Source organism: Escherichia sp. MOD1-EC6021 (assembly GCF_002965245.1).
In the GTDB taxonomy this organism is placed as follows: domain Bacteria; phylum Pseudomonadota; class Gammaproteobacteria; order Enterobacterales; family Enterobacteriaceae; genus Escherichia; species Escherichia coli_F.
In genome coordinates this window covers 1-24,222 of sequence record NZ_PTRU01000016.1, presented here as the reverse complement: position 1 = coordinate 24,222, position 24,222 = coordinate 1, and the positions used below count along the sequence as shown (strand labels likewise).

The following is a 24,222-nucleotide window of genomic DNA, read 5'->3' as shown; positions in this document are numbered from 1 at the left end:
TTACATTTAACAATGTTATGAAACACCCTTTAGAAACCTTAACCACCGCAGCAGGCATTTTGCTGATGGCTTTCCTCTCTTGCCTGCTGCTGCCCGCCCCCGCACTGGGGCTGACGCTGGCACAAAAACTGGTGAGCACGTTCCATCTGATGGATCTTAGCCAGCTTTACACTTTATTGTTTTGCCTGTGGTTTTTAGTGCTGGGCGCAATTGAGTATTTTGTTCTGCGCTTTATCTGGCGACGCTGGTTCTCGCTGGCGGATTAAACGTCGATTATCGCCGTACTTCACGGCATACTTTGCTTATTCTCCTTCGCCTAAAGGAACGTTTATGGATAAGCAATCACTGCACGAAACGGCGAAACGCCTGGCCCTTGAGTTACCCTTTGTCGAGCTTTGCTGGCCTTTTGGCCCGGAGTTCGATGTTTTTAAAATTGGCGGCAAGATTTTTATGCTGTCGTCGGAGCTGCGCGGCGTCCCCTTTATCAATTTGAAGTCCGATCCACAAAAATCCCTGTTAAATCAGCAGATATACCCGAGCATTAAGCCAGGATATCACATGAATAAGAAGCACTGGATTTCAGTGTATCCAGGCGATGAGATCTCCGAAGCGTTACTGCGCGATCTTATCGATGATTCATGGAATTTAGTGGTTGATGGCTTATCTAAACGCGATCAAAAAAGATTGCGCCCAGACTAAAAGCGAAAATCTATAGCGCATTTTTCTCGCTTACCATTTCTCGTTGAACCTTGTAATCTGCTGGCACGCAAAATTACTTACACATGGAGTCTTTATGGATATCATTTCTGTCGCCTTAAAGCGTCATTCCACTAAGGCATTTGATGCCAGCAAAAAACTTACCCCGGAACAGGCCGAGCAGATCAAAACGCTGCTGCAATACAGCCCATCCAGCACCAACTCCCAGCCATGGCATTTTATTGTTGCCAGCACGGAAGAAGGCAAAGCGCGTGTTGCCAAATCCGCTGCCGGTAATTACGTGTTCAACGAGCGCAAAATGCTTGATGCCTCGCACGTCGTGGTGTTCTGCGCGAAAACCGCGATGGACGATGCCTGGCTGAAACAGGTTGTTGACCAGGAAGATGCCGATGGCCGCTTTGCCACGCCGGAAGCGAAAGCCGCGAACGATAAAGGCCGCAAATTCTTCGCCGATATGCACCGTAAAGATCTGCATGATGATGCTGAGTGGATGGCAAAACAGGTTTACCTCAATGTCGGTAACTTCCTGCTGGGCGTTGCGGCGCTGGGTCTGGACGCGGTGCCAATCGAAGGTTTTGACGCAGCAATCCTCGATGAAGAATTTGGTCTGAAAGAGAAAGGCTACACCAGCCTGGTGGTTGTTCCGGTAGGTCATCACAGCGTCGAAGATTTCAACGCTACACTGCCGAAATCCCGTCTGCCGCAAGACATCACCATAACTGAAGTGTAATTCTCCTTTGCCGGGCATCCGCCCGGCTATTTCCCCTCAGATTATCCTGATTTGCATAACCCTGTTTCAGCCGTCATCATAGGCTACTGTTGTATAAAGGAGACGTTATGCAGGATTTAATATCCCAGGTTGAAGATTTAGCGGGTATTGAGTTTGATCACACCACCTCGATGGTGATGATTTTCGGTATTATTTTTCTGACTGCCGTTGTAGTGCATATTATTTTGCACTGGGTAGTACTACGGACCTTCGAAAAACGTGCCATCGCCAGTTCACGGCTATGGTTGCAAATCATTACCCAGAATAAACTCTTCCACCGTTTAGCTTTCACCTTGCAGGGGATTATCGTCAATATTCAGGCGGTATTCTGGCTGCAAAAAGGCACCGAAGCGGCTGATATTCTGACCACCTGCGCGCAGTTGTGGATCATGATGTATGCACTGCTTTCAGTCTTCTCGTTGCTGGATGTTATTTTGAATCTGGCGCAGAAATTCCCGGCGGCGTCTCAGTTACCGCTGAAAGGGATATTTCAGGGGATTAAACTGATCGGCGCGATTCTGGTCGGCATTTTGATGATCTCGCTGCTGATTGGTCAATCGCCAGCGATTCTGATCAGCGGTCTTGGTGCAATGGCTGCCGTGCTGATGTTGGTATTTAAAGATCCGATTCTTGGTCTGGTGGCAGGTATTCAGCTTTCCGCGAACGATATGCTGAAACTGGGCGACTGGCTGGAGATGCCGAAATACGGCGCGGATGGCGCGGTGATCGATATTGGGTTAACCACCGTCAAAGTGCGTAACTGGGACAATACCATTACCACTATTCCTACTTGGTCTCTGGTTTCTGACTCCTTTAAAAACTGGAGCGGGATGTCAGCATCCGGCGGGCGACGTATTAAACGCAGTATCAGCATTGATGTCACCAGTATTCATTTTCTTGATGAAGACGAAATGCAACGTCTGAATAAAGCGCATTTGTTAAAACCTTATTTAACCAGCCGCCATCAGGAAATTAATGAGTGGAATCGCCAGCAAGGTTCTACGGAGTCGGTATTAAACCTGCGTCGAATGACCAATATTGGAACCTTTCGCGCCTATCTGAACGAATATCTACGTAACCATCCGCGGATTCGTAAAGATATGACCTTAATGGTACGCCAACTGGCTCCTGGCGATAACGGTTTACCGCTCGAGATCTATGCGTTTACCAACACCGTGGTGTGGCTGGAATATGAAAGTATTCAGGCTGATATTTTCGACCATATATTTGCGATTGTCGAAGAGTTTGGTCTGCGGCTTCATCAGTCGCCAACCGGCAATGATATTCGCTCCCTGGCAGGTGCATTTAAGCAGTAATTAAAAAATCCGCTCTCATCGAATGGATGAGAGCGGATTCAGATGGTTGACTTCGTTTTGTCGGATGCGGCGTGAACGCCTTATTTCCGACGCAGCGTTTTAAACGCCACAAACAGGAATACAATCCACACCGGCAGCAAAATTGCCGACAAGCGCATATCATCCAACGTGCACATCAGCAGCAAAATCATGCCGAGGAAGGCAATGCAGAGATAGTTGCCGAACGGATAGAGCAGCGCTTTAAACTGTGTTTCTCGTCCCTGACGTCGCATCGCCGCGCGAAAACGCAGATGCGCCAGACAGATCATAATCCAGTTCAACAGCAACGTTGCCACCACCAGCGCCATCAGCAGACCAAATGCTTTTTGCGGCAGCAGATAGTTGATCAACACCACCAGCGAAGTGATAGCCCCGGAAAGCATCAGCGAGTTAATCGGCACGCCGCGACGGCTGACGCGAGTCAAAAATTTCGGTGCATTACCCTGCACAGAAAGACCAAACAGCATCCGGCTGTTGGAGTAAACCCCACTGTTGTATACCGATAATGATGCTACCAGAATGACGAAATTCAGCGCAGAAGCCACCACATTGCTGTCGAGATTATGGAAAATCATCACAAACGGGCTACTGTTAGATTTCACTTCCACCCACGGATAGAGCGCCAGTAAAACCACCAGTGAACCGATATAAAACAGCAGGATGCGATAAACCACCTGATTTACCGCTTTTGGAATACTTTTTTCCGGATCGCGCGCTTCAGCGGCAGTAATCCCAATCAGCTCCAGACCGCCGAAGGAAAACATGATCACCGCCAGCGACAAAATCAGCCCATTCCAGCCCGTGGCGAAGAAACCACCGTAGCGCCAGAGGTTGTCGATACTGGCTTTCTCGCCGCCGTGACCAGAAAACAGCAGCCACAGGCCAAAGCCGATCATGCCGATGATCGCCAGCACTTTAATCAGCGCAAACCAGAACTCGGTTTCGCCATATAAGCGCACGTTCACCAGGTTAACGGCGTTGATGATAATAAAGAAGGCGGCAGCCCAAATCCACGTTGGAACATCCGGGAACCAGTACTGCATATAGATGCCCGCAGCGGTCAGCTCAGCCATCCCCACCAGTACGAACATCACCCAGTAGTTCCAGCCTGAGAGAAAGCCCGCAAACGGTCCCCAGTATTTATAGGCAAAGTGGGCAAACGAACCGGATACCGGCTCCTCAACCACCATCTCGCCAAGCTGGCGCATAATCAGGAAAGCAATGATCCCGGCGACGCCGTAGCCCAACAATACAGCCGGACCTGCCATCTGAATCGCCGGGCCAATGCCAAGAAACAGACCAGTACCAATAGCGCCACCCAGCGCAATCAGTTGAATATGACGGTTATGTAATCCGCGATGAAGCGTCGGCTCTTTATTCGACGCAGTATCTTCCGATACGGTTGACGCGTTTTTCACGCCTTTCCCCTGTGTGACTTTTTTGTTGAGGGGCACCTTTTAACATTTAGTGCCCATCGTCGCAAGACACAATCCACGCGGTTAAACCGGGTATCCTGCTTTTATTTCCGTACCCGGTGTCGGTGCAGCCACATCAGCTTATACGCCGCCGGAATAATAAACAGCGACAGCAAAGGTGCGGTGATCATGCCGCCAATCATCGGCGCGGCAATCCGGCTCATCACCTCTGAACCTGCCCCCGTTCCCCACAAAATCGGCAGCAGACCCGCGATAATCACCGCCACCGTCATCGCTTTCGGGCGCACGCGCAGTACCGCGCCGTGATATAACGCTTCATCCAGCTTCTGCTCGCTGAATGTTTGCGGATTATCCAGGGATGGATCTGCCTCTATGGCGTGACGTAAATACATCAACATCACCACGCCAAATTCGGCGGCGACCCCGGCGAGGGCGATAAAGCCAGTGCCCGTCGCCACGGAAAGATGAAAGCCCATCCACCACAGCAACCAGATGCCGCCCACCAGCGCAAACGGTACGCTGCTGATAATCAGCAACGCTTCGCCCACGCGACGGAACGCCAGATACAACAGCACGAAGATGATCATCAACGTCATCGGCACCATGAGTTTCAGCTTATGGTTGGCGCGCTCCAGTAGCTCGAACTGCCCGGAGAATGCCACGCTGGTGCCCGGTTTTAACTGCACTTTCCCGGCAATCGCTTTTTGCAAATCGTGAACCACCGACACCATGTCACGATCGCGGGCATCGATATAAATCCAGCTTGTCGGGCGCGCATTCTCGGTTTTCAGCATCGACGGTCCGGTAGAGACTTTAACGTCGGCCACGTCTGCCAGGGTAATTTGCTGCTTCATTGGCGTCAGGATCGGCAGCTGGCGCAGCGCCTGTGGGCTATCGCGCCAGCTTTGCGGATAACGCAGATTAATTGGATAACGGGCAATCCCTTCCACCGTTTCACCAACCATCGCACCGCCCACCGCAGAAGTCACAAACAACTGCACATCCGCCACCGTCATACCGTAACGGGCGGCTTTTTCACGGTTGATCTCAACGTTGATATAGCGCCCACCTTCCAGACGTTCAGCAAGGGCAGAAGCCACGCCTGGCACCGTTCGCGCCACTTCTTCAATTTGCTCCGCCATCGCGTCGATATCCGCCAGCACAGTGCCGGAAACTTTAATGCCGATGGGGCTTTTAATGCCGGTCGAGAGCATATCGATACGGTTACGGATTGGCGGCACCCACAGATTCGCCAGCCCCGGCAGACGCACGGTGTTGTCCAGTTCCTCAATGATTTTGTCCATCGTCATGCCTGGCCGCCACTGATCCTGTGGCTTAAGCTGGATGGTCGTTTCTACCATCTCCAGCGGTGCGGAGTCGGTGGCGGTTTCCGCTTTCCCGGTTTTGCCAAACACCCGCGCCACTTCCGGCACGCTCATAATCAGCTTGTCGGTTTTTTGCAGCATACTCGCCGCCTCTGCTGCGGAAATCCCCGGCAGCGTCGATGGCATATACAACAAGTCGCCTTCATTGATCTGCGGTAAAAATTCCCCGCCAACTTTATTGAGCGGCCAGAGAACCGTAAGCACCGAAAGCGCTGCCACCAGCAGCGTGGTTTTCGGCCAGTGTAGTACTTTCAGCAACAGCGGATGATAAACACGAATCAAAAAGCGATTGAGCGGGTTACTGCTTTCTGGCGGAATTTTGCCACGGATCCAGTAGCCCATCAGGATGGGGATCACCACGATCGCCAGCAGCGCCGCGCCCGCCATCGCATACGTTTTGGTGAACGCCAGCGGGCCAAACAGACGCCCTTCCTGCCCTTCCAGGGTGAAGATCGGGATAAACGACAGCGTGATAATCAGCAGACTGATAAACAGCGCCGGACCTACTTCAACAGATGCATCGGTGATCACCTGCCAGCGCGTTTTATTATCCAGCGTGGCGTCAGGATGCTGGTGCTGCCACTCTTCCAGCCGTTTATGCGCATTCTCGATCATGACGATAGCGGCATCGACCATCGCCCCGACGGCAATCGCAATACCGCCCAGCGACATAATATTGGCATTCAGTCCCTGGAAGTGCATGACAATAAAAGCAATACACAACCCCAGCGGCAACGAAATAATCGCCACCAGTGCCGAGCGCACATGCCAGAGAAACAGCGCGCAGACCATCGCCACCACAATAAACTCTTCCAGCAACTTGCCGCTGAGGTTGTCGATGGCGCGGTCAATAAGCTGGCTGCGATCGTATGTTGTAACTATCTCCACGCCTTCCGGCAGACTGCTTTTCAGCGTTTCCAGTTTGTCCTTCACGGCGGCGATCACTTCACGGGCGTTTTTGCCGGAACGCAGGATCACCACCCCACCCGCCACTTCTCCTTCGCCATTCAGTTCGGCAATGCCCCGGCGCATTTCCGGGCCAACCTGGACCTTCGCAACATCACGCAGATAAACGGGCACGCCATTTTCACTGGCTTTTAAAACGATGTGATTAAAGTCGTCGAGCGTTTGCAGATAGCCGCTGGCGCGCACCATATATTCCGCTTCCGCCAGTTCGATCGACGAACCGCCCGCTTCCTGGTTTGAAGCATCCAGCGCGCTTTTTACTTCGGCGAGACTGATGCCATATTGCGCCAGGCGCTGGGGATCGATAACCACCTGATACTCTTTCACCACACCACCTACCGACGCCACTTCCGCAACGTCAGGGATAGTTTTTAACTCATATTTGAGAAACCAGTCCTGCAATGAGCGTAAATCGGCCAGATCGTGCTTACCGCTGCGATCCACCAGTGCATATTCATAGATCCAGCCAACACCTGTGGCATCTGGTCCCAGCTCGGCGCTGACTCCCGCAGGCAGCTTACCCTGTACCTGGTTGAGGTACTCCAGCACCCGCGAGCGCGCCCAGTACGGATCGGTGCCATCTTCGAAAATGACATATACATAAGAGTCGCCAAACTGCGAGAAACCGCGCACAGTCTTCGCGCCAGGTACTGACAACATGGTGGTGGTTAGCGGATAAGTCACCTGATTTTCAACGATTTGCGGTGCCTGACCGGGATAGCTGGTTTTAATAATCACCTGCACATCGGAGAGATCCGGCAGCGCATCCACTGGCGTGTTAATGATAGTCCAGGTGCCCCAGATACTCAGAAACAACGCGCCGATCAGCACCAGAAAACGGTTCGCCACCGAGCGACGAATAATCCATTCAATCATTGGTTATTCCCTCAATGCGCATGGGTAGCACTTTCAGAGCGCATCCGCTCCAGTGCGCCAGAAATATTGGCTTCAGAATCAATCAGGAACAGGCCGCTGGAAACCACCTTTTCACCTTCCGCCAGACCAGAACGTAGCGCGGTGACGCCTTGCGACGCCTGGAAAACAGCAACGCGTTTCGGTACAAAGCGCCCGTCGGCATCAACGGTAATCACCCGCTGTTCGTTACCAGTATCAATCAGTGCCTGTGACGGAATGAGCAGCATCGGTTCGCTGGCGGTGTTGAGTTGCAACCAGGCGTTCATTCCCGGTTTTAGCGCCTCGTCGGCGTTGTCGACTTCCAGACGCAGTTGCAGCGTGCGGGTCGCGGCATCCACGCCGGGTAGAAGGGTCCATTTGCGGATGCTGAGCGTTTTATCCGGTCGCGCCGGAACGGTGAGCGTAAACTGCGAGGCATCTTTCACCAGCCAGGCGATGGACTCCGGGATCGCAGCAGTGACCCACACCGGGTCCATACCCTGAATTTTCGCGACCACGTTATCTTTGGCGATATTCATTCCCGCGCGCAGATCAAACGCGGTGATCACGCCATCAATGGGCGCTTTGAGCGTAAAGCGAGTCTGGATTTTTTGCGTGGCGATCAGGCGGCGAATATCGGCCTCCGGCATTCCCGCCAGCCGCAGGCGTTCAAGAATACCGTCGGTCTGGGTCGCCGTCCCGCCGGTTTCACGCAGCAGTAAATACTCACTCTGCGCTTCCACCCAGTCGGGAATGGTCAGGTCGAGAAGCGGTGTGCCCTTTTGCACTTTATCGCCCACGGTGAGCGGATACACCTTGTCGATAAACCCGGCGGCGCGGGCCTGCACAATGGCAAACTGATACTCGTTGTAACTCACATTCGCCGGGAAACTCTGGGCAAAAGTCAGCGGCCCGCGCGTGACGGTCGCCGTTTTCACCCCCAGATTTTGCGTCTGGGTCGGGTCAATGCGCACACCAGACGCAGAACTCTCTTCATCGGCATATTTCGGCACCAGATCCATATCCATAAACGGCGATTTACCTGGTTTATCGAACCGCGTATTGGGATACATTGGATCGTACCAGAATAAGACTTTACGTTCTGCGGTCGACGTTTTTTCTGCGGGCGGTTCAGCCTTTGCAAACCAGGTAAAACCTGCCGCAGAAATAATACCGCCCGCGATCATGCTGCCGATAATAAGCGCGATTTTTTTCATCTCATTAAACCTGGGTTACTGGCTGACTTTAATATCCTGTAATAAAGAAAGGTTGCCCTGCTGGACAAAATTAAACGCTACTTTGTCGCCAGTTTTAATTTCACTCATTTTCGTCTGCGGGGTGATGGTAAAGCGCATGGTCATCTCCGGCCAGTTCACGGCGGCAATCGGATCGTGGTGGATGGTGATTTTTTTGCTTTCCAGATCAATAGTTTTTACCACGCCGGTGGCGTTAATGACCTGTGGTTGTGCCTCGCTCATGGTTTCATGATGATGTTCGTTAGCCTGGGCATTAAAGCCAATAACAGTAAACAGACTGAACATTACGACTTGCAGTGCTTTTTTCATTATTCTCTCCTGGAGTTAAAAATTATTGCTGCCAACCGCCACCCAGGGCGGTATATAAGGAAACTTCGTTAACCTGACGGGCATAATTCAGGTCGAGTAAAGTTTGTCGGGTTGCAAATAAAGAACGTTCGGCATCCAGCACTTCCAGATAACTTACCGCGCCGTGCTGATATAATGCCCGCGCCCGTTGCAGGGTAATTTGCAGCGACGCCAGATAACGCTGCTGGGCGCTGATTTGATCGTTCAGGCTTTGACGTAATGCCAGCGCATCTGCCACTTCTTTAAAGGCGTTCTGAATTTTCTGTTCATAATTCACCACCGACTGCTGCTGGCGAATTTCGGCGATATCCAGATTGGCCTGGTTGCGTCCGGCATTAAAAATGGGAATCTCAATTTTGGGAATAAAATTCCACATCCCGCTGCTGGCGTTAAATAATGATGACAGATCGCTGCTGGCGGTTGATATTCCACTGGTCAGGCTTATAGACGGGAAAAATGCCGCACGCGCAGCACCAATATTGGCATTAGCCGCCATTAACGCGTGTTCAGCTTCCATAATATCCGGGCGCTGCAACAAGATTTGCGACGACAAGCCCGCCGGTAATTTAACGCTTTGCAGGCTGTCGCTGTTTACTGTCTGCGCTTGCGGCAGTTTGCCGTAGCTTCCCAATAACAGTTGCAATGCATTATTCGCCTGCGCCAGTTCCCCCTGACGTTTAGCGATATCACTGCGGGTACTTTCTATCACCCCGCGAGCCTGTTCCAGCGCCAGAACATTGCTGCTACCAGTCAACAGTTGTTTTTCGACAAACGCATATGACTGCTGATAATTACGCAGCGTTTCTTCGGCTATTTGTAATTGCGCATAAGCCAGTTGCTGATTGAAATAGCTTTGCGCGACATTAGAAACCAGCAGAATATGCACCGCGCGCTGAGCTTCCTCAGTGGCTAAATAATTTTGTCGCTCGGCTTCGCTCATGTTCTTTAAGCGACCGAAAAAATCGAGATCAAAGCTGGCGTTAAGGCCAGTCGAGAACTCCCGCGTCGTGGCTGAATCGCCTTTAAGATTGCCGCTCCAGCTGCCGCTACCCTCGCCATTGAGCTGCGGGTAGCGGTCGGCATCGGTCAGACGATATTGCGCCCGTGCCTCCTGCACTTTCAGCGTCGCCATGCGCAAATCCCGATTATTCACCAGCGCCTCGCTAATCAGCGTCTTCACCTGATTATCAACAAAAAAGGTGCGCCAGCCCGCGTTCTGGTAGTTATCTACCGCGTTAACCAGGCCGTTCTGGCTGAGTGAGAACTGCTGCGGCACGGGCATTGCCGGACGCTGATATTCCGGTGCCAGAGAACAACCGGTTAACGCAAGGGCCACACAAAATGGCAGAAGTTTACAAGGAAACATAGGCACAAAATTTCTGGTGATTTTATGCCGCCAACTTTACTCGCCAGGCTCTGATTTTCCGGTGACAGGAAAATGACAAAATTGTCATTTTGCCAATAAGCGATTGCCATCTGATCCCGCTACTCTAGAATTGCCCGGGCAACATGCGGAGGAAATATGAAACTGTTGATTGTCGAAGATGAAAAGAAAACCGGCGAATACTTAACCAAAGGGTTAACCGAGGCCGGTTTTGTGGTTGATTTGGCCGATAACGGGCTGAATGGATACCATCTGGCGATGACAGGTGATTATGACCTGATAATCCTAGATATTATGCTGCCGGACGTGAACGGCTGGGATATCGTGCGTATGTTGCGTTCCGCCAATAAAGGGATGCCGATTCTGTTGCTTACCGCGCTTGGCACCATTGAACATCGCGTCAAGGGGCTGGAGCTGGGAGCGGATGACTATCTGGTGAAGCCGTTCGCTTTTGCTGAACTGCTGGCGCGTGTGCGCACTCTACTGCGTCGCGGGGCGGCGGTGATTATCGAAAGTCAGTTTCAGGTTGCCGATTTAATGGTTGATCTGGTCAGCCGCAAAGTCACCCGCAGCGGCACGCGCATCACTTTGACCAGTAAAGAGTTTACTCTGCTGGAGTTTTTCCTTCGCCATCAGGGCGAAGTGCTGCCCCGCTCGCTTATCGCCTCGCAGGTGTGGGACATGAATTTCGACAGCGACACTAACGCCATTGATGTGGCGGTGAAGCGGCTGCGCGGCAAAATCGACAACGACTTTGAGCCGAAGCTGATTCAAACCGTGCGCGGCGTGGGTTACATGCTTGAGGTGCCGGATGGTCAGTAAGCCGTTTCAGCGCCCGTTTTCGCTGGCAACCCGCCTGACCTTTTTTATTAGCCTGGCCACCATCGCGGCGTTTTTCGCCTTTGCATGGATCATGATCCACTCAGTAAAAGTGCATTTTGCCGAGCAGGATATTAATGATTTAAAAGAGATTAGCGCCACACTTGAACGGGTACTTAATCACCCTGACGAAACGCAAGCCCGACGCTTAATGACGCTGGAAGATATTGTCAGTGGTTATTCCAATGTGTTGATTTCTCTGGCAGATAGCCACGGTAAAACGGTGTATCACTCCCCCGGTGCGCCGGATATCCGCGAGTTTGCACGTGATGCCATACCCGATAAAGACGCTCGGGGCGGCGAGGTGTATCTCCTTTCCGGCCCGACAATGATGATGCCAGGCCACGGTCACGGGCATATGGAACACAGCAACTGGCGGATGATTAACTTGCCGGTTGGCCCGTTGGTGGACGGCAAACCGATTTATACGCTCTACATCGCGCTGTCTATCGATTTTCATCTTCATTACATTAATGATTTGATGAATAAACTTATTATGACAGCATCGATCATCAGCATCCTGATCGTCTTTATCGTGCTGTTGGCGGTACATAAAGGCCACGCGCCAATTCGCAGCGTCAGCCGTCAAATCCAGAACATTACCTCGAAAGATCTCGACGTTCGCCTCGATCCACAGACCGTGCCCATTGAACTGGAACAACTGGTGCTGTCGTTCAACCATATGATCGAGCGTATCGAGGATGTCTTTACCCGCCAGTCCAATTTCTCAGCGGATATCGCCCACGAAATTCGCACGCCGATTACGAATCTCATAACGCAAACGGAAATCGCCCTCAGCCAGTCGCGCAGCCAGAAGGAGCTGGAAGATGTGCTCTACTCTAATCTCGAAGAGCTGACGCGAATGGCGAAAATGGTCAGCGATATGCTGTTTCTCGCTCAGGCCGATAACAACCAGTTAATCCCCGAAAAGAAAATGCTCAACCTGGCGGATGAAGTTGGCAAAGTGTTCGATTTTTTCGAGGCGTTAGCGGAAGATCGCGGCGTAGCACTACGGTTTGTTGGCGACAAATGTCAGGTTGCGGGCGATCCGCTGATGCTGCGCCGGGCGCTAAGCAACCTGCTTTCTAACGCCCTGCGTTATACGCCGCCCGGAGAGGCAATTGTAGTGCGCTGCCAGACGGTCGATCACCAGGTGCAAGTTACCGTCGAAAACCCCGGTACGCCCATTGCGCCCGAGCACTTACCGCGTTTGTTTGACCGTTTCTACCGCGTTGATCCTTCCCGCCAGCGAAAAGGTGAAGGTAGCGGCATTGGGCTGGCGATAGTGAAATCGATTGTTGTCGCGCATAAAGGCACGGTTGCGGTAACGTCAGATGCGCGGGGGACAAGGTTTGTTATCGGGCTACCGGAGAGGGAGTGATTGGTCAGATAATACAGTGGATGTTAATTGAATTGAGAATTAGCTATTTCGTCACGAGAAAAAGCGTAAAATCCGTTTCGTGCAGATGGTGAGTTTTATCAGGGTATGGCGGTAGCGCAACTGCCTTCGGATAATATATATAGTGTGAATGTATACCCCAGATAACTTCACCATCCCAATATATTCTTGAGATTAAAATATCGTATATTAATCGTATGGGTGAAAATCCTGTTAATATTTTAACGAATCATGAGTACTATAAAGTGGAAAAAATCATAGAACAGATAAAACCATTTTGGACAAAATATGATTCTTTGTCAGAAAAAGATATGATGTTGTTAGAGTCCAATTTCACGCATCGTTTTCCAGAAGATATGAAAGAGTTTTTTCTGTGGTCTAACGGTGGAGCAGGTAAATTTCACAATATTTACATTTCCTTGTGGCCATTAGACGAAATCAAGGAATTAAATGATGGTTATTTAATCAATCATTATCTAGGTGAACAGTTCATGGCTTTTGGTTCTGATGGTGGGCCGATATGTTTTTTACTGGATTATCGTAATCCAGAACACACCAGAATATCTTCCGTAAATTTTGGTGACCTGGATATAGCTGAAGTAAAACAAATAGCAATTTCATTCGATGTTTTTTTAGAGATGGCAGGAAATGGAGAAATTATAAGTAATAATTTATAATCAAGTAATTTCCCCTCACGCTGGCGATTGTCGTGGAATGCAGCGAAATTAATTTTATGAATAATAAAGTATTAGGGCAGGATTAAGACATAAGATACGGATAAAATTCTCATATACAAAGGATTACGAATGGCAACTGCAAGGATAAATGTTTTTTGCACGAATGAAGAGCTGTCTGATTGGCTCGCTATTATAGCCTCAAAGTATCAATTACATTCGATTTGGTTTGCGCTACAAGATGAATACTCTCAACAACTAAATATTTTAACAGAAAAAAATCCCTGTTGTAGCATATCGAATTTATCTTATGCCCAGCATTAAATCTAATAATAGAAAAATAAAGTTTAGTAGCATTGATCGTTGTTGTGGTTGGATTGAAATAAAACCGGGGCATTTAGTTGAGCATACCGGGGTAAAGATGTTACAACTTACTGAAATTAACACTACTGATTCTGAGGATAAATTAATATGTTTATGCAAAGCCATTAACTGGCTTAAACGACAGATTAAAACCAATGAATTCTCCGGTGTAACGGGAAGGAATATAATTTATGGTGGGAAAACTATTTACCCTCATATTTTCTATACGCATCAAGCCAAATCTCTTTTTTATGATAAAGTTATATGGAAACAAGACTTCCTATTCAATTCTGTCTATGAACCATTTTCACCTTAATTCTTTCAGCAAACTATATTAACCACGATGAATATGACTAAAAAAGAAGCATTAGCATTCCTTGCTCTAAATCAACCTATGCCTAATGATTATGACATCACTCAGGAACTTATCGATAAATATGACGACGTAAGACTTTATTTTTGTGCAAATCCTGCTGAAGAGGCCATACCGTTATTTTTACAATCCTTTGGGGAAGGTGATGGCTTAGGAGTATATCAGTTGGTCGAAGATTTTTTGTACAAGTGTGATAAAAACATTGTAGCTTCAAATATAGCCAACATACTGGAAAATCCTCTGACAATAAAAAGTGTCCGATATTGGTGTACATTATTAGCAATGGCTTTTCCCGATAACACCTTAATTAAAGGATTAAATATTTCTCTACAATCTGATGATGAAGATACCCGAGACATGGCTATGTTAAGTTTAAAGATGATTACAGAGGAATATAAAACATTTGAATTCCAATAATTCCCCCTTGCATAAAAGATCACCATCATGACAAAAACACAAGCAAAGTTGCTTATTTATAAAGCATTTGTTATTTTAACGTTCATTATTTCCCGGTTGAATATTAAACTTAATTAATCTAAAGAGAAATGAAGTTAGCCTTCCTGTACCCACAGCAACGCCGTCTTTTTGTTCAGCACGGGGAAAATGTTCTCCCCTGCTCACCTCCTCCAGGCACTTCCACAACATGATGACCTGATCGGTTGCCGCCTATCCTCCTCACTATGACCTTCACCTCCGCGCTTTTGCCTACATCCTGCACAATCGGCAACTTTTATAACCAGTGTAAAAATAACGTGCCGCAATAATCCTACCTATTAATGATAAAAAGCTGTCACAATTCATAAAAAACTTTAATATACGCCACCCTAAACATAACCAGCGTTAATGTAAGGTTTTTGTGTGGACTGGCTTCTTGATGTTTTTGCAACCTGGCTATATGGCTTAAAAGTAATCGCGATAACGTTAGCGGTCATCATGTTCATCAGCGGGCTGGACGATTTTTTTATTGATGTCGTCTACTGGGTACGCCGCATTAAACGCAAGTTGAGTGTTTATCGCCGCTACCCGCGAATGAGTTACCGCGAACTGTATAAACCAGATGAAAAACCGTTAGCGATTATGGTTCCGGCGTGGAATGAAACGGGCGTCATCGGCAATATGGCCGAGCTGGCGGCGACCACGCTCGACTATGAAAACTATCATATCTTTGTTGGCACCTACCCCAACGACCCCGATACTCAACGTGATGTTGACGAAGTGTGCGCTCGCTTCCCGAATGTGCATAAGGTAGTCTGCGCGCGTCCTGGCCCCACCAGTAAAGCCGACTGCCTGAACAATGTGCTGGACGCTATCACGCAGTTTGAACGTAGCGCCAATTTCGCTTTTGCTGGTTTTATTCTGCATGACGCCGAAGACGTAATTTCACCGATGGAATTGCGTCTGTTCAACTATCTGGTCGAGCGTAAAGATCTGATTCAGATCCCGGTATACCCATTCGAACGCGAATGGACGCACTTCACCAGCATGACTTACATTGATGAGTTTTCAGAACTGCATGGCAAAGATGTTCCGGTGCGTGAAGCCCTCGCCGGACAGGTGCCCAGCGCAGGCGTCGGTACTTGTTTCAGCCGCCGCGCCGTGACCGCACTGTTAGCTGACGGTGACGGTATTGCTTTCGACGTGCAGAGTCTTACTGAAGATTACGACATTGGTTTCCGCCTGAAAGAAAAAGGTATGACGGAAATTTTTGTCCGTTTTCCGGTGGTGGACGAAGCCAAAGAACGCGAGCAGCGTAAATTTTTACAGCACGCGCGGACGTCAAACATGATCTGCGTGCGCGAATATTTCCCCGATACCTTTTCGACGGCGGTTCGACAAAAATCTCGCTGGATCATCGGCATTGTTTTCCAGGGCTTTAAAACCCATAAATGGACCTCCAGCCTGACGCTGAACTACTTTCTCTGGCGCGACCGCAAAGGGGCAATCAGTAACTTTGTCAGCTTCCTCGCGATGCTGGTGATGATCCAGCTTTTGCTGTTACTGGCGTATGAAAGTTTGTGGCCCGATGCCTGGCATTTCCTTTCTATTTTCAGCGGCAGCGCATGGTTAATGACCCTGCTGTGGCTAAACTTTGGTTTGATGGTTAACCGCATCGTGCAGCGGGTGATTTTTGTCACTGGCTACTACGGTCTGACGCAGGGGCTGCTATCTGTCCTGCGTCTTTTCTGGGGCAACCTGATTAACTTCATGGCCAACTGGCGCGCGTTAAAACAGGTACTTCAACACGGCGATCCACGTCGTGTCGCGTGGGATAAAACAACGCATGACTTCCCCAGCGTGACTGGCGATACCCGCTCGTTGCGTCCGTTAGGTCAAATCCTGCTGGAAAATCAGGTCATCACTGAAGAACAACTCGATACAGCACTGCGTAATCGCGTCGAAGGTCTACGCCTGGGCGGTTCAATGCTGATGCAGGGGCTGATTAGCGCCGAGCAGCTGGCACAGGCGCTGGCAGAGCAAAACGGCGTGGCGTGGGAGTCCATCGATGCCTGGCAGATCCCTTCTTCGCTGATTGCCGCGATGCCGGCCTCCGTGGCGCTGCATTATGCGGTGCTACCGCTGCGTCTGGAAAATGATGAGTTAATTGTCGGCAGTGAAGATGGTATTGACCCGGTTTCGCTGGCAGCCCTGACGCGTAAAGTCGGACGCAAAGTGCGTTACGTCATTGTTCTGCGTGGACAAATTGTCACGGGGTTACGTCACTGGTATGCACGTCGACGCGGTCACGATCCACGGGCAATGTTGTACAATGCGGTTCAGCATCAGTGGCTCACGGAACAACAGGCCGGTGAAATCTGGCGGCAGTATGTGCCGCATCAGTTCCTGTTCGCCGAAATACTGACCACGCTCGGTCATATTAATCGTTCAGCAATTAACGTGTTGTTATTACGCCATGAACGCAGTTCTCTACCACTCGGTAAGTTTTTGGTCACTGAAGGCGTTATCAGCCAGGAAACGTTGGATCGCGTCCTGACAATTCAACGCGAATTACAAGTTTCGATGCAATCACTATTACTCAAAGCAGGTTTAAACACAGAACAGGTTGCGCAACTGGAGTCCGAAAATGAAGGAGAATAACCTTAATCGCGTCATCGGATGGTCTGGTTTACTGCTGACGTCTTTATTGAGTACCAGCGCACTCGCAGACAATATCGGCACCAGCGCAGAAGAGCTGGGGCTGAGCGATTATCGCCATTTTGTTATTTATCCCCGTCTCGATAAGGCGCTGAAGGCACAGAAAAATAACGACGAAGCAACCGCCATCCGCGAATTTGAATATATACACCAGCAGGTGCCGGATAATATTCCGCTGACTTTATACCTTGCGGAAGCCTATCGCCATTTTGGTCATGATGACCGGGCGCGGCTGTTGCTTGAGGATCAACTGAAACGTCACCCAGGAGATGCCCGACTTGAGCGCAGTCTGGCGGCTATTCCAGTTGAAGTGAAAAGCGTTACGACTGTTGAAGAACTGCTTGCCCAGCAAAAAGCGTGCGACGCTGCGCCGACCCTGCGTTGTCGCAGTGAAGTCGGGCAGAATGCCCTGCGGCTGGCACAATTACCTGTCGCCAGAGCGCAACTGAACGATGCGACGTTTGCTGCATCGCCGGAAGGAAAAACGCTGCGAACCGATCTGCTGCAACGCGCAATCTACCTGAAACAATGGTCCCAGGCAGATACGCTATACAATGAAGCACGCCAGCAGAACACATTAAGCGCGGCAGAACGCCGTCAGTGGTTTGACGTGCTTCTTGCCGGGCAGCTGGATGATCGGATCCTGGCGCTGCAATCACAGGGGATCTTCACCGATCCGCAGTCATATATTACTTACGCGACCGCGCTGGCTTATCGTGGCGAGAAAGCACGCCTCCAGCATTATCTCATTGAAAATAAGCCGCTGTTTACCACGGACGCACAAGAGAAAAGTTGGCTCTATCTGTTATCTAAATACAGCGCCAACCCCGTTCAGGCGTTGGCGAATTATACGGTACAGTTTGCCGATAACCGCCAGTATGTTGTTGGCGCGACGCTACCGGTGCTGTTAAAAGAAGGTCAGTACGACGCAGCGCAAAAACTGCTCGCCACCCTCCCCGCCAATGAAATGCTTGAGGAGCGTTATACCGTTAGCGTAGCGACCCATAACAAGGCTGAAGCTCTGCGTCTGGCACGATTGCTGTATCAGCAAGAACCGGCAAATCTTACCCGCCTGGATCAACTGACCTGGCAACTGATGCAGAACGAGCAGTCACGCGAAGCTGCCGATTTATTGCTGCAACGCTATCCTTTCCAGGGCGATGCGCGTGTCAGCCAGACTTTAATGGCGCGACTGGCGTCTCTGCTGGAAAGTCATCCTTACCTGGCAACTCCGGCGAAGGTGGCGATTTTATCGAAACCCTTACCGCTGGCGGAGCAACGTCAGTGGCAAAGTCAGTTGCCGGGTATTGCAGATAATTGCCCGGCAATAGTTCGCTTGCTGGGCGATATGTCGCCTTCCTACGATGCCGCCGCCTGGAACCGTCTGGCAAAGTGTTATCGGGACACGCTACCCGGTGTGGCGTTGTATGCATGGCTTCAGGCCGAACAACGGCAACCGAACGCCTGGCAACATCGTGCGGTAGCCTATCAGGCGTATCAGGTTGAGGATTACGCCACCGCACTGGCGGCCTGGCAGAAAATCAGTCTTCACGACATGAGCAATGAGGATCTGCTTGCTGCTGCCAATACCGCCCAGGCGGCAGGAAATGGTGCGGCTCGCGATCGCTGGCTTCAGCAGGCAGAACAACGTGGGCTGGGAAACAATGCCCTCTACTGGTGGCTGCATGCGCAACGTTACATTCCTGGTCAGCCGGAACTCGCACTGAACGATCTCACGCGCTCAATCAATATTGCGCCTTCTGCCAACGCTTACGTTGCGCGGGCGACAATTTATCGCCAACGTCATAATGTCCCAGCGGCGGTGAGTGATTTGCGCGCCGCTCTGGAACTGGAACCGAATAATAGCAACACCCAGGCAGCGCTCGGTTACGCCTTGTGGGATAGCGGTGATATCGCACAGTCGCGGGAAATGCTCGAACAGGCGCATAAAGGGCTACCGGACGATCCGGCACTTATCCGACAACTGGCCTACGTGAACCAGCGTCTGGATGATATGCCTGCGACGCAGCACTACGCCCGGCTGGTGATTGATGACATTGATAATCAGGCGCTGATAACCCCACTGACCCCAGAGCAAAATCAGCAACGCTTCAATTTCCGCCGTCTGCATGAGGAGGTCGGTCGCCGCTGGACGTTCAGTTTCGATTCTTCTATCGGCTTGCGTTCCGGCGCAATGAGTACCGCTAACAATAATGTCGGCGGCGCAGCGCCAGGGAAAAGCTATCGTAGCTACGGGCAACTGGAAGCTGAGTACCGCATCGGACGCAATATGCTGCTGGAAGGCGACCTGCTCTCGGTTTACAGCCGTGTATTTGCCGATACCGGAGAAAACGGGGTGATGATGCCGGTGAAAAATCCGATGTCCGGCACCGGTCTGCGCTGGAAGCCGCTGCGCGATCAGATCTTTTTCCTCGCCGTCGAACAGCAGTTGCCGCTGAACGGGCAAAATGGCGCATCCGATACCATGCTGCGCGCCAGCGCCTCATTCTTTAATGGCGGCAAATACAGCGACGAATGGCACCCGAACGGTTCAGGCTGGTTTGCCCAAAACCTGTACCTCGATGCGGCGCAATATGTCCGCCAGGATATTCAGGCGTGGACGGCAGATTATCGCTTAAGCTGGCATCAGAAGGTGGCGAACGGACAGACTATTGAGCCTTACGCTCACGTTCAGGACAACGGTTATCGTGATAAAGGCACTCAGGGCGCGCAGCTTGGCGGTGTCGGGGTCCGCTGGAATATCTGGACCGGCGAGACGCACTACGACGCCTGGCCGCACAAAGTCAGTCTCGGCGTCGAATATCAACATACCTTTAAGGCGATTAATCAACGTAACGGAGAGCGCAACAACGCGTTTCTCACCATTGGAGTGCACTGGTAAATGCGTAAGTTCATTTTCGTATTGCTGACAATGCTTTTGGTCAGCCCTTTTTCCTTTGCGATGAAAGGTATTATCTGGCAACCACAAAACCGTGATAGTCAGGTTACCGATACCCAGTGGCAGGGGCTGATGAGTCAGTTACGTTTGCAAGGCTTCGATACCCTGGTTTTGCAATGGACCCGTTACGGCGATGCATTCACCCAGCCAGAACAGCGCGCGTTATTGTTTAAGCGTGCCGCAGCTGCGCAACAGGCTGGCCTGAAGCTGATTGTCGGACTGAACGCCGATCCAGAATTTTTTCTGCATCAGAAACAATCATCCGCGGCGCTGGAAAGCTATCTTAATCGCCTGCTGGCTGCCGATCTCCAGCAAGCCAGAATATGGAGCGCTGCGCCTGGCGTAACGCCGGATGGCTGGTACATCAGCGCAGAAATTGACGACCTGAACTGGCGCAGCGAAGCCGCCCGTCAACCTTTGCTAACATGGTTAAACAACGCGCAGCGGTTGATTAGCGATGTTTCAGCAAAACCGGTTTATATCAGTAGTTTTTTCGCCGGAAATATGTCGCCCGATGGCTATCGCCAACTGCTGGAACACGTTAAAGCAACCGGCGTTAATGTCTGGGTTCAGGATGGCAGCGGCGTGGATAAACTTACTGCTGAACAGCGTGAACGTTATCTACAGGCCAGCGCCGATTGCCAAAGCTCCGCCCCAGCAAGCGGCATTGTTTATGAACTGTTTGTCGCCGGCAAAGGCAAAACCTTTACAGCGAAACCGAAACCGGATGCAGAGATCGCCTCGCTGTTAGCGAAACGTTCCTCTTGCGGTAAAGACACGCTCTATTTCTCTCTGCGCTATTTGCCCGTCGCGCACGGCATTCTCGAGTATTAAATCTCCTCCAGGTAAGTCGGGTACGACCTGGCTTACCTCTTTCGCTCTCGTCAGAATTCCATCAAGATTAATTGCTAAAAAGCGTGCTAAAGAAAGAAGATCGTTATCGGCGAACGGGCCGATCACTCATGCAGGAAGCATAGATCCTTTGAGCGGAGTTTCTGATATCTGAGGAGTGCGAAATGCAATTGAGCAGCAGTGAACCTTGCGTGGTGATCCTGACCGAAAAAGAGGTAGAGGTAAGCGTCAATAACCATGCTACGTTTACCCTTCCGAAAAACTACCTGGCCGCCTTCGCGTGCAACAATAACGTCATTGAACTCTCAACGTTAAATCACGTATTAATCACCCACATCAACCGTAACATCATCAACGATTATCTGTTGTTTTTAAATAAGAACTTAACCTGTGTAAAGCCCTGGTCGCGGCTGGCTACCCCGGTTATCGCTTGTCATAGCCGTACACCGGAAGTGTTCCGGCTAGCCGCCAACCACAGCAAGCAGCAACCCAGCAAACCCTGCGAAGCGGAGTTGACGCGCGCATTGCTTTTTACCGTATTGTCTAACTTTCTTGAGCAATCGCGGTTTATTGCCCTACTGATGTATATCTTACGCAGCAGCGTCCGCGACAGCGTCTGCCGCATTATTCAAAGCGATATTCAGCATTACTGGAATCTGCGAATTGTCGCCAGTTCGCTATGTTTAAGCCCCAGCCTGCTCAAAAAGAAATTAAAAAACGAAAATACCAGCTATAGCCAGATTGTCACAGAGTGTCGTATGCGTTACGCCGTACAGATGTTATTGATGGATAACAAAAATATCACTCAGGTAGCGCAATTATGTGGCTATAGCAGCACGTCGTACTTTATCTCTGTTTTTAAGGCGTTTTACGGCCTGACACCGTTGAATTATCTCGCCAAACAGCGACAAAAAGTGATGTGGTGAAGGGCAAAGCGGAAACAGATAAGACTGGCATAAATGAAGAAGAAATGGCGCGCCCTGCAGGATTCGAACCTGCGGCCCACGACTTAGAAGTTCCTAGAACGACATTTTAAGTCAACAACTTACCGCGCCATCTCTGCGCTCACACGTCCCACTACCTCAAAACATGTAAAGCCTTGCAAGCCATTGTGAGGCCTTATGTGTCTCAGTTTTGTCCCTCTTTTTTGTACTAAAAAACATAGCAATTGAGGATAAACCTCATGCTATTTTCGCTTATATGCCTCTAAAGGCATGGCGCTTAAATAGATAAAAACACCACAAAAGCATAAAAAAACCACACAGTAAAACCGCAATATAAAATAATAACAGATAATTAAACCAAAAACAGATAGACGCATTGTGATAATCATTCAATACTAAACAAAATATAAACAGTGGAGCAATATGTAATTGACTCATTAAGTTAGATATAAAAAATACATATTCAATCATTAAAACGATTGAATGGAGAACTTTTATGCGGGCGAAACTTCTGGGAATAGTCCTGACAACCCCTATTGCGATCAGCTCTTTTGCTTCTACCGAGACTATATCGTTTACTCCTGACAACATAAATGCGGACATTAGTCTTGGAACTCTGAGCGGAAAAACAAAGGAGCGCGTTTATCTAGCTGAAGAAGGAGGCCGAAAAGTCAGTCAACTCGACTGGAAATTCAATAACGCTGCAATTATTAAAGGTGCAATTAATTGGGATTTGATGCCCCAGATATCTATTGGGGCTGCGGGCTGGACTACTCTCGGCAGCCGAGGTGGCAATATGGTCGATCAGGACTGGATGGATTCCAGTAACCCCGGAACCTGGACAGATGAAAGTAGGCACCCTGATACACAACTCAATTATGCCAACGAATTTGATCTGAATATCAAAGGCTGGCTCCTCAACGAACCCAATTACCGCCTGGGACTCATGGCCGGATATCAGGAAAGCCGTTATAGCTTTACAGCCAGAGGTGGTTCCTATATCTACAGTTCTGAGGAGGGATTCAGAGATGATATCGGCTCCTTCCCGAATGGAGAAAGAGCAATCGGCTACAAACAACGTTTTAAAATGCCCTACATTGGCTTGACTGGAAGTTATCGTTATGAAGATTTTGAGCTAGGTGGCACATTTAAATACAGCGGCTGGGTGGAAGCATCTGATAACGATGAGCACTATGACCCAGGAAAAAGAATCACTTATCGCAGTAAAGTCAAAGACCAAAATTACTATTCTGTTGCAGTCAATGCAGGTTATTACGTAACACCTAACGCAAAAGTTTATGTTGAAGGCGCATGGAATCGGGTTACGAATAAAAAAGGTAATACTTCACTTTATGATCACAATGATAACACTTCAGACTACAGCAAAAATGGTGCAGGCATAGAAAACTATAACTTCATCACTACTGCTGGTCTTAAGTACACCTTTTAACGAAGTTAACCAGATTTTCTCCCCGGTGGTATTGTATAACCCCGGGGAATTTGTTTACAGTTACAAGTAGACAATATCCACTAATTTTGTAAGCATTTAACCTATGTCATAACGTGTAATCTCTTACCGCAACACAAGACCTCAATATATTCAAATCTTATCTTTATTCCGATATTCAGAGACACAATGCGAAAAATAATTACTCATTTCAAAGTTGTTTTAACGTTACTTCTACCAGTAACCGTATCTGCCCAGCAGATACAGTGGCAATCCTGTATGGCCAGTCAATTCAACCACTGGTTTGGTGAGGAAAAACCGTCTCCTGACTTACTATGTGGTTATTTGTCTGTTCCATTAAAATATACAGACACAGGCGGAGATGCTTCTTATGAAAAAAAATCACAAGTCAAACTAGCGTTGACAAAATTGCCGGCAAAAAGCAAGCATAAAGGAAGTATCCTGATAATAAGTGGTGGTCCCGGGTTACCAGGCATAAATCCTTATATTAACTTTGACTGGCCAGTCACAAATCTTCGTGAGTCATGGGATATTATTGGATTTGATCCTCGAGGCGTCGGACAGTCCACTCTAGACTGGCCCCCTGAATCTCCAGACAACCAATATCACTTATTTAAGTGATAGTCTTAATACTAGTTTTTAGACTAG

General features: G+C 49.6%; 19 protein-coding genes and 1 pseudogene. 15 read left to right on the top strand and 5 right to left on the bottom strand.

What is annotated here, in order from left to right:
* The first annotated feature begins 17 nt into the window (after window positions 1-17).
* The 4 genes from BEB54_RS17865 (at window position 18) to ybdG (ending at window position 2,802) form a co-directional block, all read left to right on the top strand.
* A complete protein-coding gene (locus BEB54_RS17865; protein ID WP_000682514.1) occupies window positions 18-266 on the top strand; it encodes a DUF1158 domain-containing protein in 249 nt (82 codons plus the stop codon).
* Window positions 267-330: 64 nt separating this feature from the next.
* Window positions 331-699: an MmcQ/YjbR family DNA-binding protein gene (locus tag BEB54_RS17860; protein WP_105277246.1), complete on the top strand. Its 369-nt coding sequence runs from the start codon at window positions 331-333 to the stop codon at window positions 697-699.
* 94 nt (window positions 700-793) lie between these two features.
* Window positions 794-1,447, top strand: a complete 654-nt coding sequence (gene nfsB / locus BEB54_RS17855) for an oxygen-insensitive NAD(P)H nitroreductase (protein ID WP_105277245.1) — start codon at window positions 794-796, stop codon at window positions 1,445-1,447.
* A gap of 107 nt (window positions 1,448-1,554) precedes the next feature.
* Complete coding sequence (ybdG, locus tag BEB54_RS17850) at window positions 1,555-2,802, top strand: mechanosensitive ion channel YbdG (protein ID WP_001153126.1); 1,248 nt, start codon at window positions 1,555-1,557, stop codon at window positions 2,800-2,802.
* Window positions 2,803-2,882: 80 nt separating this feature from the next.
* Here ybdG and pheP read toward each other — a convergent pair whose 3' ends face one another.
* The 5 genes from pheP to cusC form a co-directional block, all read right to left on the bottom strand.
* Window positions 2,883-4,259, bottom strand: coding sequence for a phenylalanine transporter (gene pheP / locus BEB54_RS17845; protein ID WP_000786299.1), 1,377 nt, complete (start codon window positions 4,257-4,259; stop codon window positions 2,883-2,885).
* A gap of 101 nt (window positions 4,260-4,360) precedes the next feature.
* Window positions 4,361-7,504 carry a Cu(+)/Ag(+) efflux RND transporter permease subunit CusA gene (gene cusA, locus BEB54_RS17840; RefSeq protein ID WP_105277244.1) on the bottom strand — a complete coding sequence of 1,048 codons (3,144 nt, stop codon included), beginning with the start codon at window positions 7,502-7,504 and terminating at the stop codon, window positions 4,361-4,363.
* Window positions 7,505-7,515: 11 nt separating this feature from the next.
* Complete coding sequence (gene cusB / locus BEB54_RS17835; protein ID WP_105277243.1) at window positions 7,516-8,739, bottom strand: Cu(+)/Ag(+) efflux RND transporter periplasmic adaptor subunit CusB; 1,224 nt, start codon at window positions 8,737-8,739, stop codon at window positions 7,516-7,518.
* 15 nt (window positions 8,740-8,754) lie between these two features.
* Window positions 8,755-9,087 (bottom strand): Cu(+)/Ag(+) efflux RND transporter periplasmic metallochaperone CusF, encoded by a 333-nt coding sequence (gene cusF, locus BEB54_RS17830; RefSeq protein WP_105277242.1) that lies wholly within the window; start codon window positions 9,085-9,087, stop codon window positions 8,755-8,757.
* Window positions 9,088-9,109: 22 nt separating this feature from the next.
* Entirely contained in the window at window positions 9,110-10,492 is a 1,383-nt protein-coding gene (gene cusC / locus BEB54_RS17825; RefSeq protein ID WP_105277241.1) for a Cu(+)/Ag(+) efflux RND transporter outer membrane channel CusC, read from the bottom strand.
* Window positions 10,493-10,648: 156 nt separating this feature from the next.
* Here cusC and cusR point away from each other — a divergent pair, with 156 nt between their 5' ends.
* From cusR to BEB54_RS17745, 11 genes and pseudogenes are all read left to right on the top strand, one after another.
* A complete protein-coding gene (gene cusR / locus BEB54_RS17815) occupies window positions 10,649-11,332 on the top strand; it encodes a copper response regulator transcription factor CusR (RefSeq protein ID WP_000770953.1) in 684 nt (227 codons plus the stop codon).
* Window positions 11,322-12,770 carry a Cu(+)/Ag(+) sensor histidine kinase CusS gene (gene cusS / locus BEB54_RS17810; protein ID WP_105277239.1) on the top strand — a complete coding sequence of 483 codons (1,449 nt, stop codon included), beginning with the start codon at window positions 11,322-11,324 and terminating at the stop codon, window positions 12,768-12,770. Before cusR ends, cusS begins: the two co-directional genes overlap by 11 nt.
* 263 nt (window positions 12,771-13,033) lie before the next feature.
* Window positions 13,034-13,465, top strand: a complete 432-nt coding sequence (locus tag BEB54_RS17805) for an SMI1/KNR4 family protein (RefSeq protein WP_236474929.1) — start codon at window positions 13,034-13,036, stop codon at window positions 13,463-13,465.
* 307 nt (window positions 13,466-13,772) lie between these two features.
* Window positions 13,773-14,141 carry a hypothetical protein gene (locus BEB54_RS17795; protein WP_236474927.1) on the top strand — a complete coding sequence of 123 codons (369 nt, stop codon included), beginning with the start codon at window positions 13,773-13,775 and terminating at the stop codon, window positions 14,139-14,141.
* 33 nt (window positions 14,142-14,174) lie between these two features.
* Window positions 14,175-14,615, top strand: a complete 441-nt coding sequence (locus tag BEB54_RS17790; RefSeq protein ID WP_236474925.1) for a hypothetical protein — start codon at window positions 14,175-14,177, stop codon at window positions 14,613-14,615.
* A gap of 441 nt (window positions 14,616-15,056) precedes the next feature.
* The gene (gene nfrB, locus BEB54_RS17785) at window positions 15,057-17,294 is read left to right on the top strand and encodes a cyclic di-3',5'-guanylate-activated glycosyltransferase NfrB (protein WP_105277237.1); all 2,238 of its coding nucleotides are present in this window, start codon (window positions 15,057-15,059) and stop codon (window positions 17,292-17,294) included.
* Window positions 17,281-20,253, top strand: a complete 2,973-nt coding sequence (gene nfrA, locus BEB54_RS17780) for a bacteriophage adsorption protein NfrA (protein ID WP_105277236.1) — start codon at window positions 17,281-17,283, stop codon at window positions 20,251-20,253. Before nfrB ends, nfrA begins: the two co-directional genes overlap by 14 nt.
* Window positions 20,254-21,144: a DUF4434 family protein gene (locus BEB54_RS17775; protein WP_105277235.1), complete on the top strand. Its 891-nt coding sequence runs from the start codon at window positions 20,254-20,256 to the stop codon at window positions 21,142-21,144.
* 182 nt (window positions 21,145-21,326) lie between these two features.
* The gene (gene envY / locus BEB54_RS17765; RefSeq protein ID WP_001177464.1) at window positions 21,327-22,088 is read left to right on the top strand and encodes a DNA-binding transcriptional regulator EnvY; all 762 of its coding nucleotides are present in this window, start codon (window positions 21,327-21,329) and stop codon (window positions 22,086-22,088) included.
* 514 nt (window positions 22,089-22,602) lie between these two features.
* Window positions 22,603-23,556: an omptin family outer membrane protease OmpT gene (gene ompT, locus BEB54_RS17750; RefSeq protein WP_001201825.1), complete on the top strand. Its 954-nt coding sequence runs from the start codon at window positions 22,603-22,605 to the stop codon at window positions 23,554-23,556.
* A gap of 186 nt (window positions 23,557-23,742) precedes the next feature.
* Window positions 23,743-24,144: pseudogene (locus BEB54_RS17745) on the top strand (alpha/beta hydrolase); the annotation flags it as partial.
* Between the last annotated feature and the right edge of the window lie 78 nt (window positions 24,145-24,222).

Excerpts from the sequence above, each read along its gene's own strand:
- cusR (WP_000770953.1), top strand. The coding sequence starts at position 10,649 with ATGAAACTGTTGATTGTCGAAGATGAAAAGAAAACCGGCGAATACTTA.
- ybdG (WP_001153126.1), top strand. The coding sequence starts at position 1,555 with ATGCAGGATTTAATATCCCAGGTTGAAGATTTAGCGGGTATTGAGTTT.
- BEB54_RS17790 (WP_236474925.1), top strand. The coding sequence starts at position 14,175 with ATGACTAAAAAAGAAGCATTAGCATTCCTTGCTCTAAATCAACCTATG.
- BEB54_RS17860 (WP_105277246.1), top strand. The coding sequence starts at position 331 with ATGGATAAGCAATCACTGCACGAAACGGCGAAACGCCTGGCCCTTGAG.
- cusC (WP_105277241.1), bottom strand. The coding sequence starts at position 10,492 with ATGTTTCCTTGTAAACTTCTGCCATTTTGTGTGGCCCTTGCGTTAACC.
- nfrA (WP_105277236.1), top strand. The coding sequence starts at position 17,281 with ATGAAGGAGAATAACCTTAATCGCGTCATCGGATGGTCTGGTTTACTG.
- BEB54_RS17775 (WP_105277235.1), top strand. The coding sequence starts at position 20,254 with ATGCGTAAGTTCATTTTCGTATTGCTGACAATGCTTTTGGTCAGCCCT.
- BEB54_RS17795 (WP_236474927.1), top strand. The coding sequence starts at position 13,773 with ATGCCCAGCATTAAATCTAATAATAGAAAAATAAAGTTTAGTAGCATT.
- cusS (WP_105277239.1), top strand. The coding sequence starts at position 11,322 with ATGGTCAGTAAGCCGTTTCAGCGCCCGTTTTCGCTGGCAACCCGCCTG.
- cusA (WP_105277244.1), bottom strand. The coding sequence starts at position 7,504 with ATGATTGAATGGATTATTCGTCGCTCGGTGGCGAACCGTTTTCTGGTG.
- cusF (WP_105277242.1), bottom strand. The coding sequence starts at position 9,087 with ATGAAAAAAGCACTGCAAGTCGTAATGTTCAGTCTGTTTACTGTTATT.
- ompT (WP_001201825.1), top strand. The coding sequence starts at position 22,603 with ATGCGGGCGAAACTTCTGGGAATAGTCCTGACAACCCCTATTGCGATC.
- BEB54_RS17865 (WP_000682514.1), top strand. The coding sequence starts at position 18 with ATGAAACACCCTTTAGAAACCTTAACCACCGCAGCAGGCATTTTGCTG.
- cusB (WP_105277243.1), bottom strand. The coding sequence starts at position 8,739 with ATGAAAAAAATCGCGCTTATTATCGGCAGCATGATCGCGGGCGGTATT.
- nfsB (WP_105277245.1), top strand. The coding sequence starts at position 794 with ATGGATATCATTTCTGTCGCCTTAAAGCGTCATTCCACTAAGGCATTT.
- envY (WP_001177464.1), top strand. The coding sequence starts at position 21,327 with ATGCAATTGAGCAGCAGTGAACCTTGCGTGGTGATCCTGACCGAAAAA.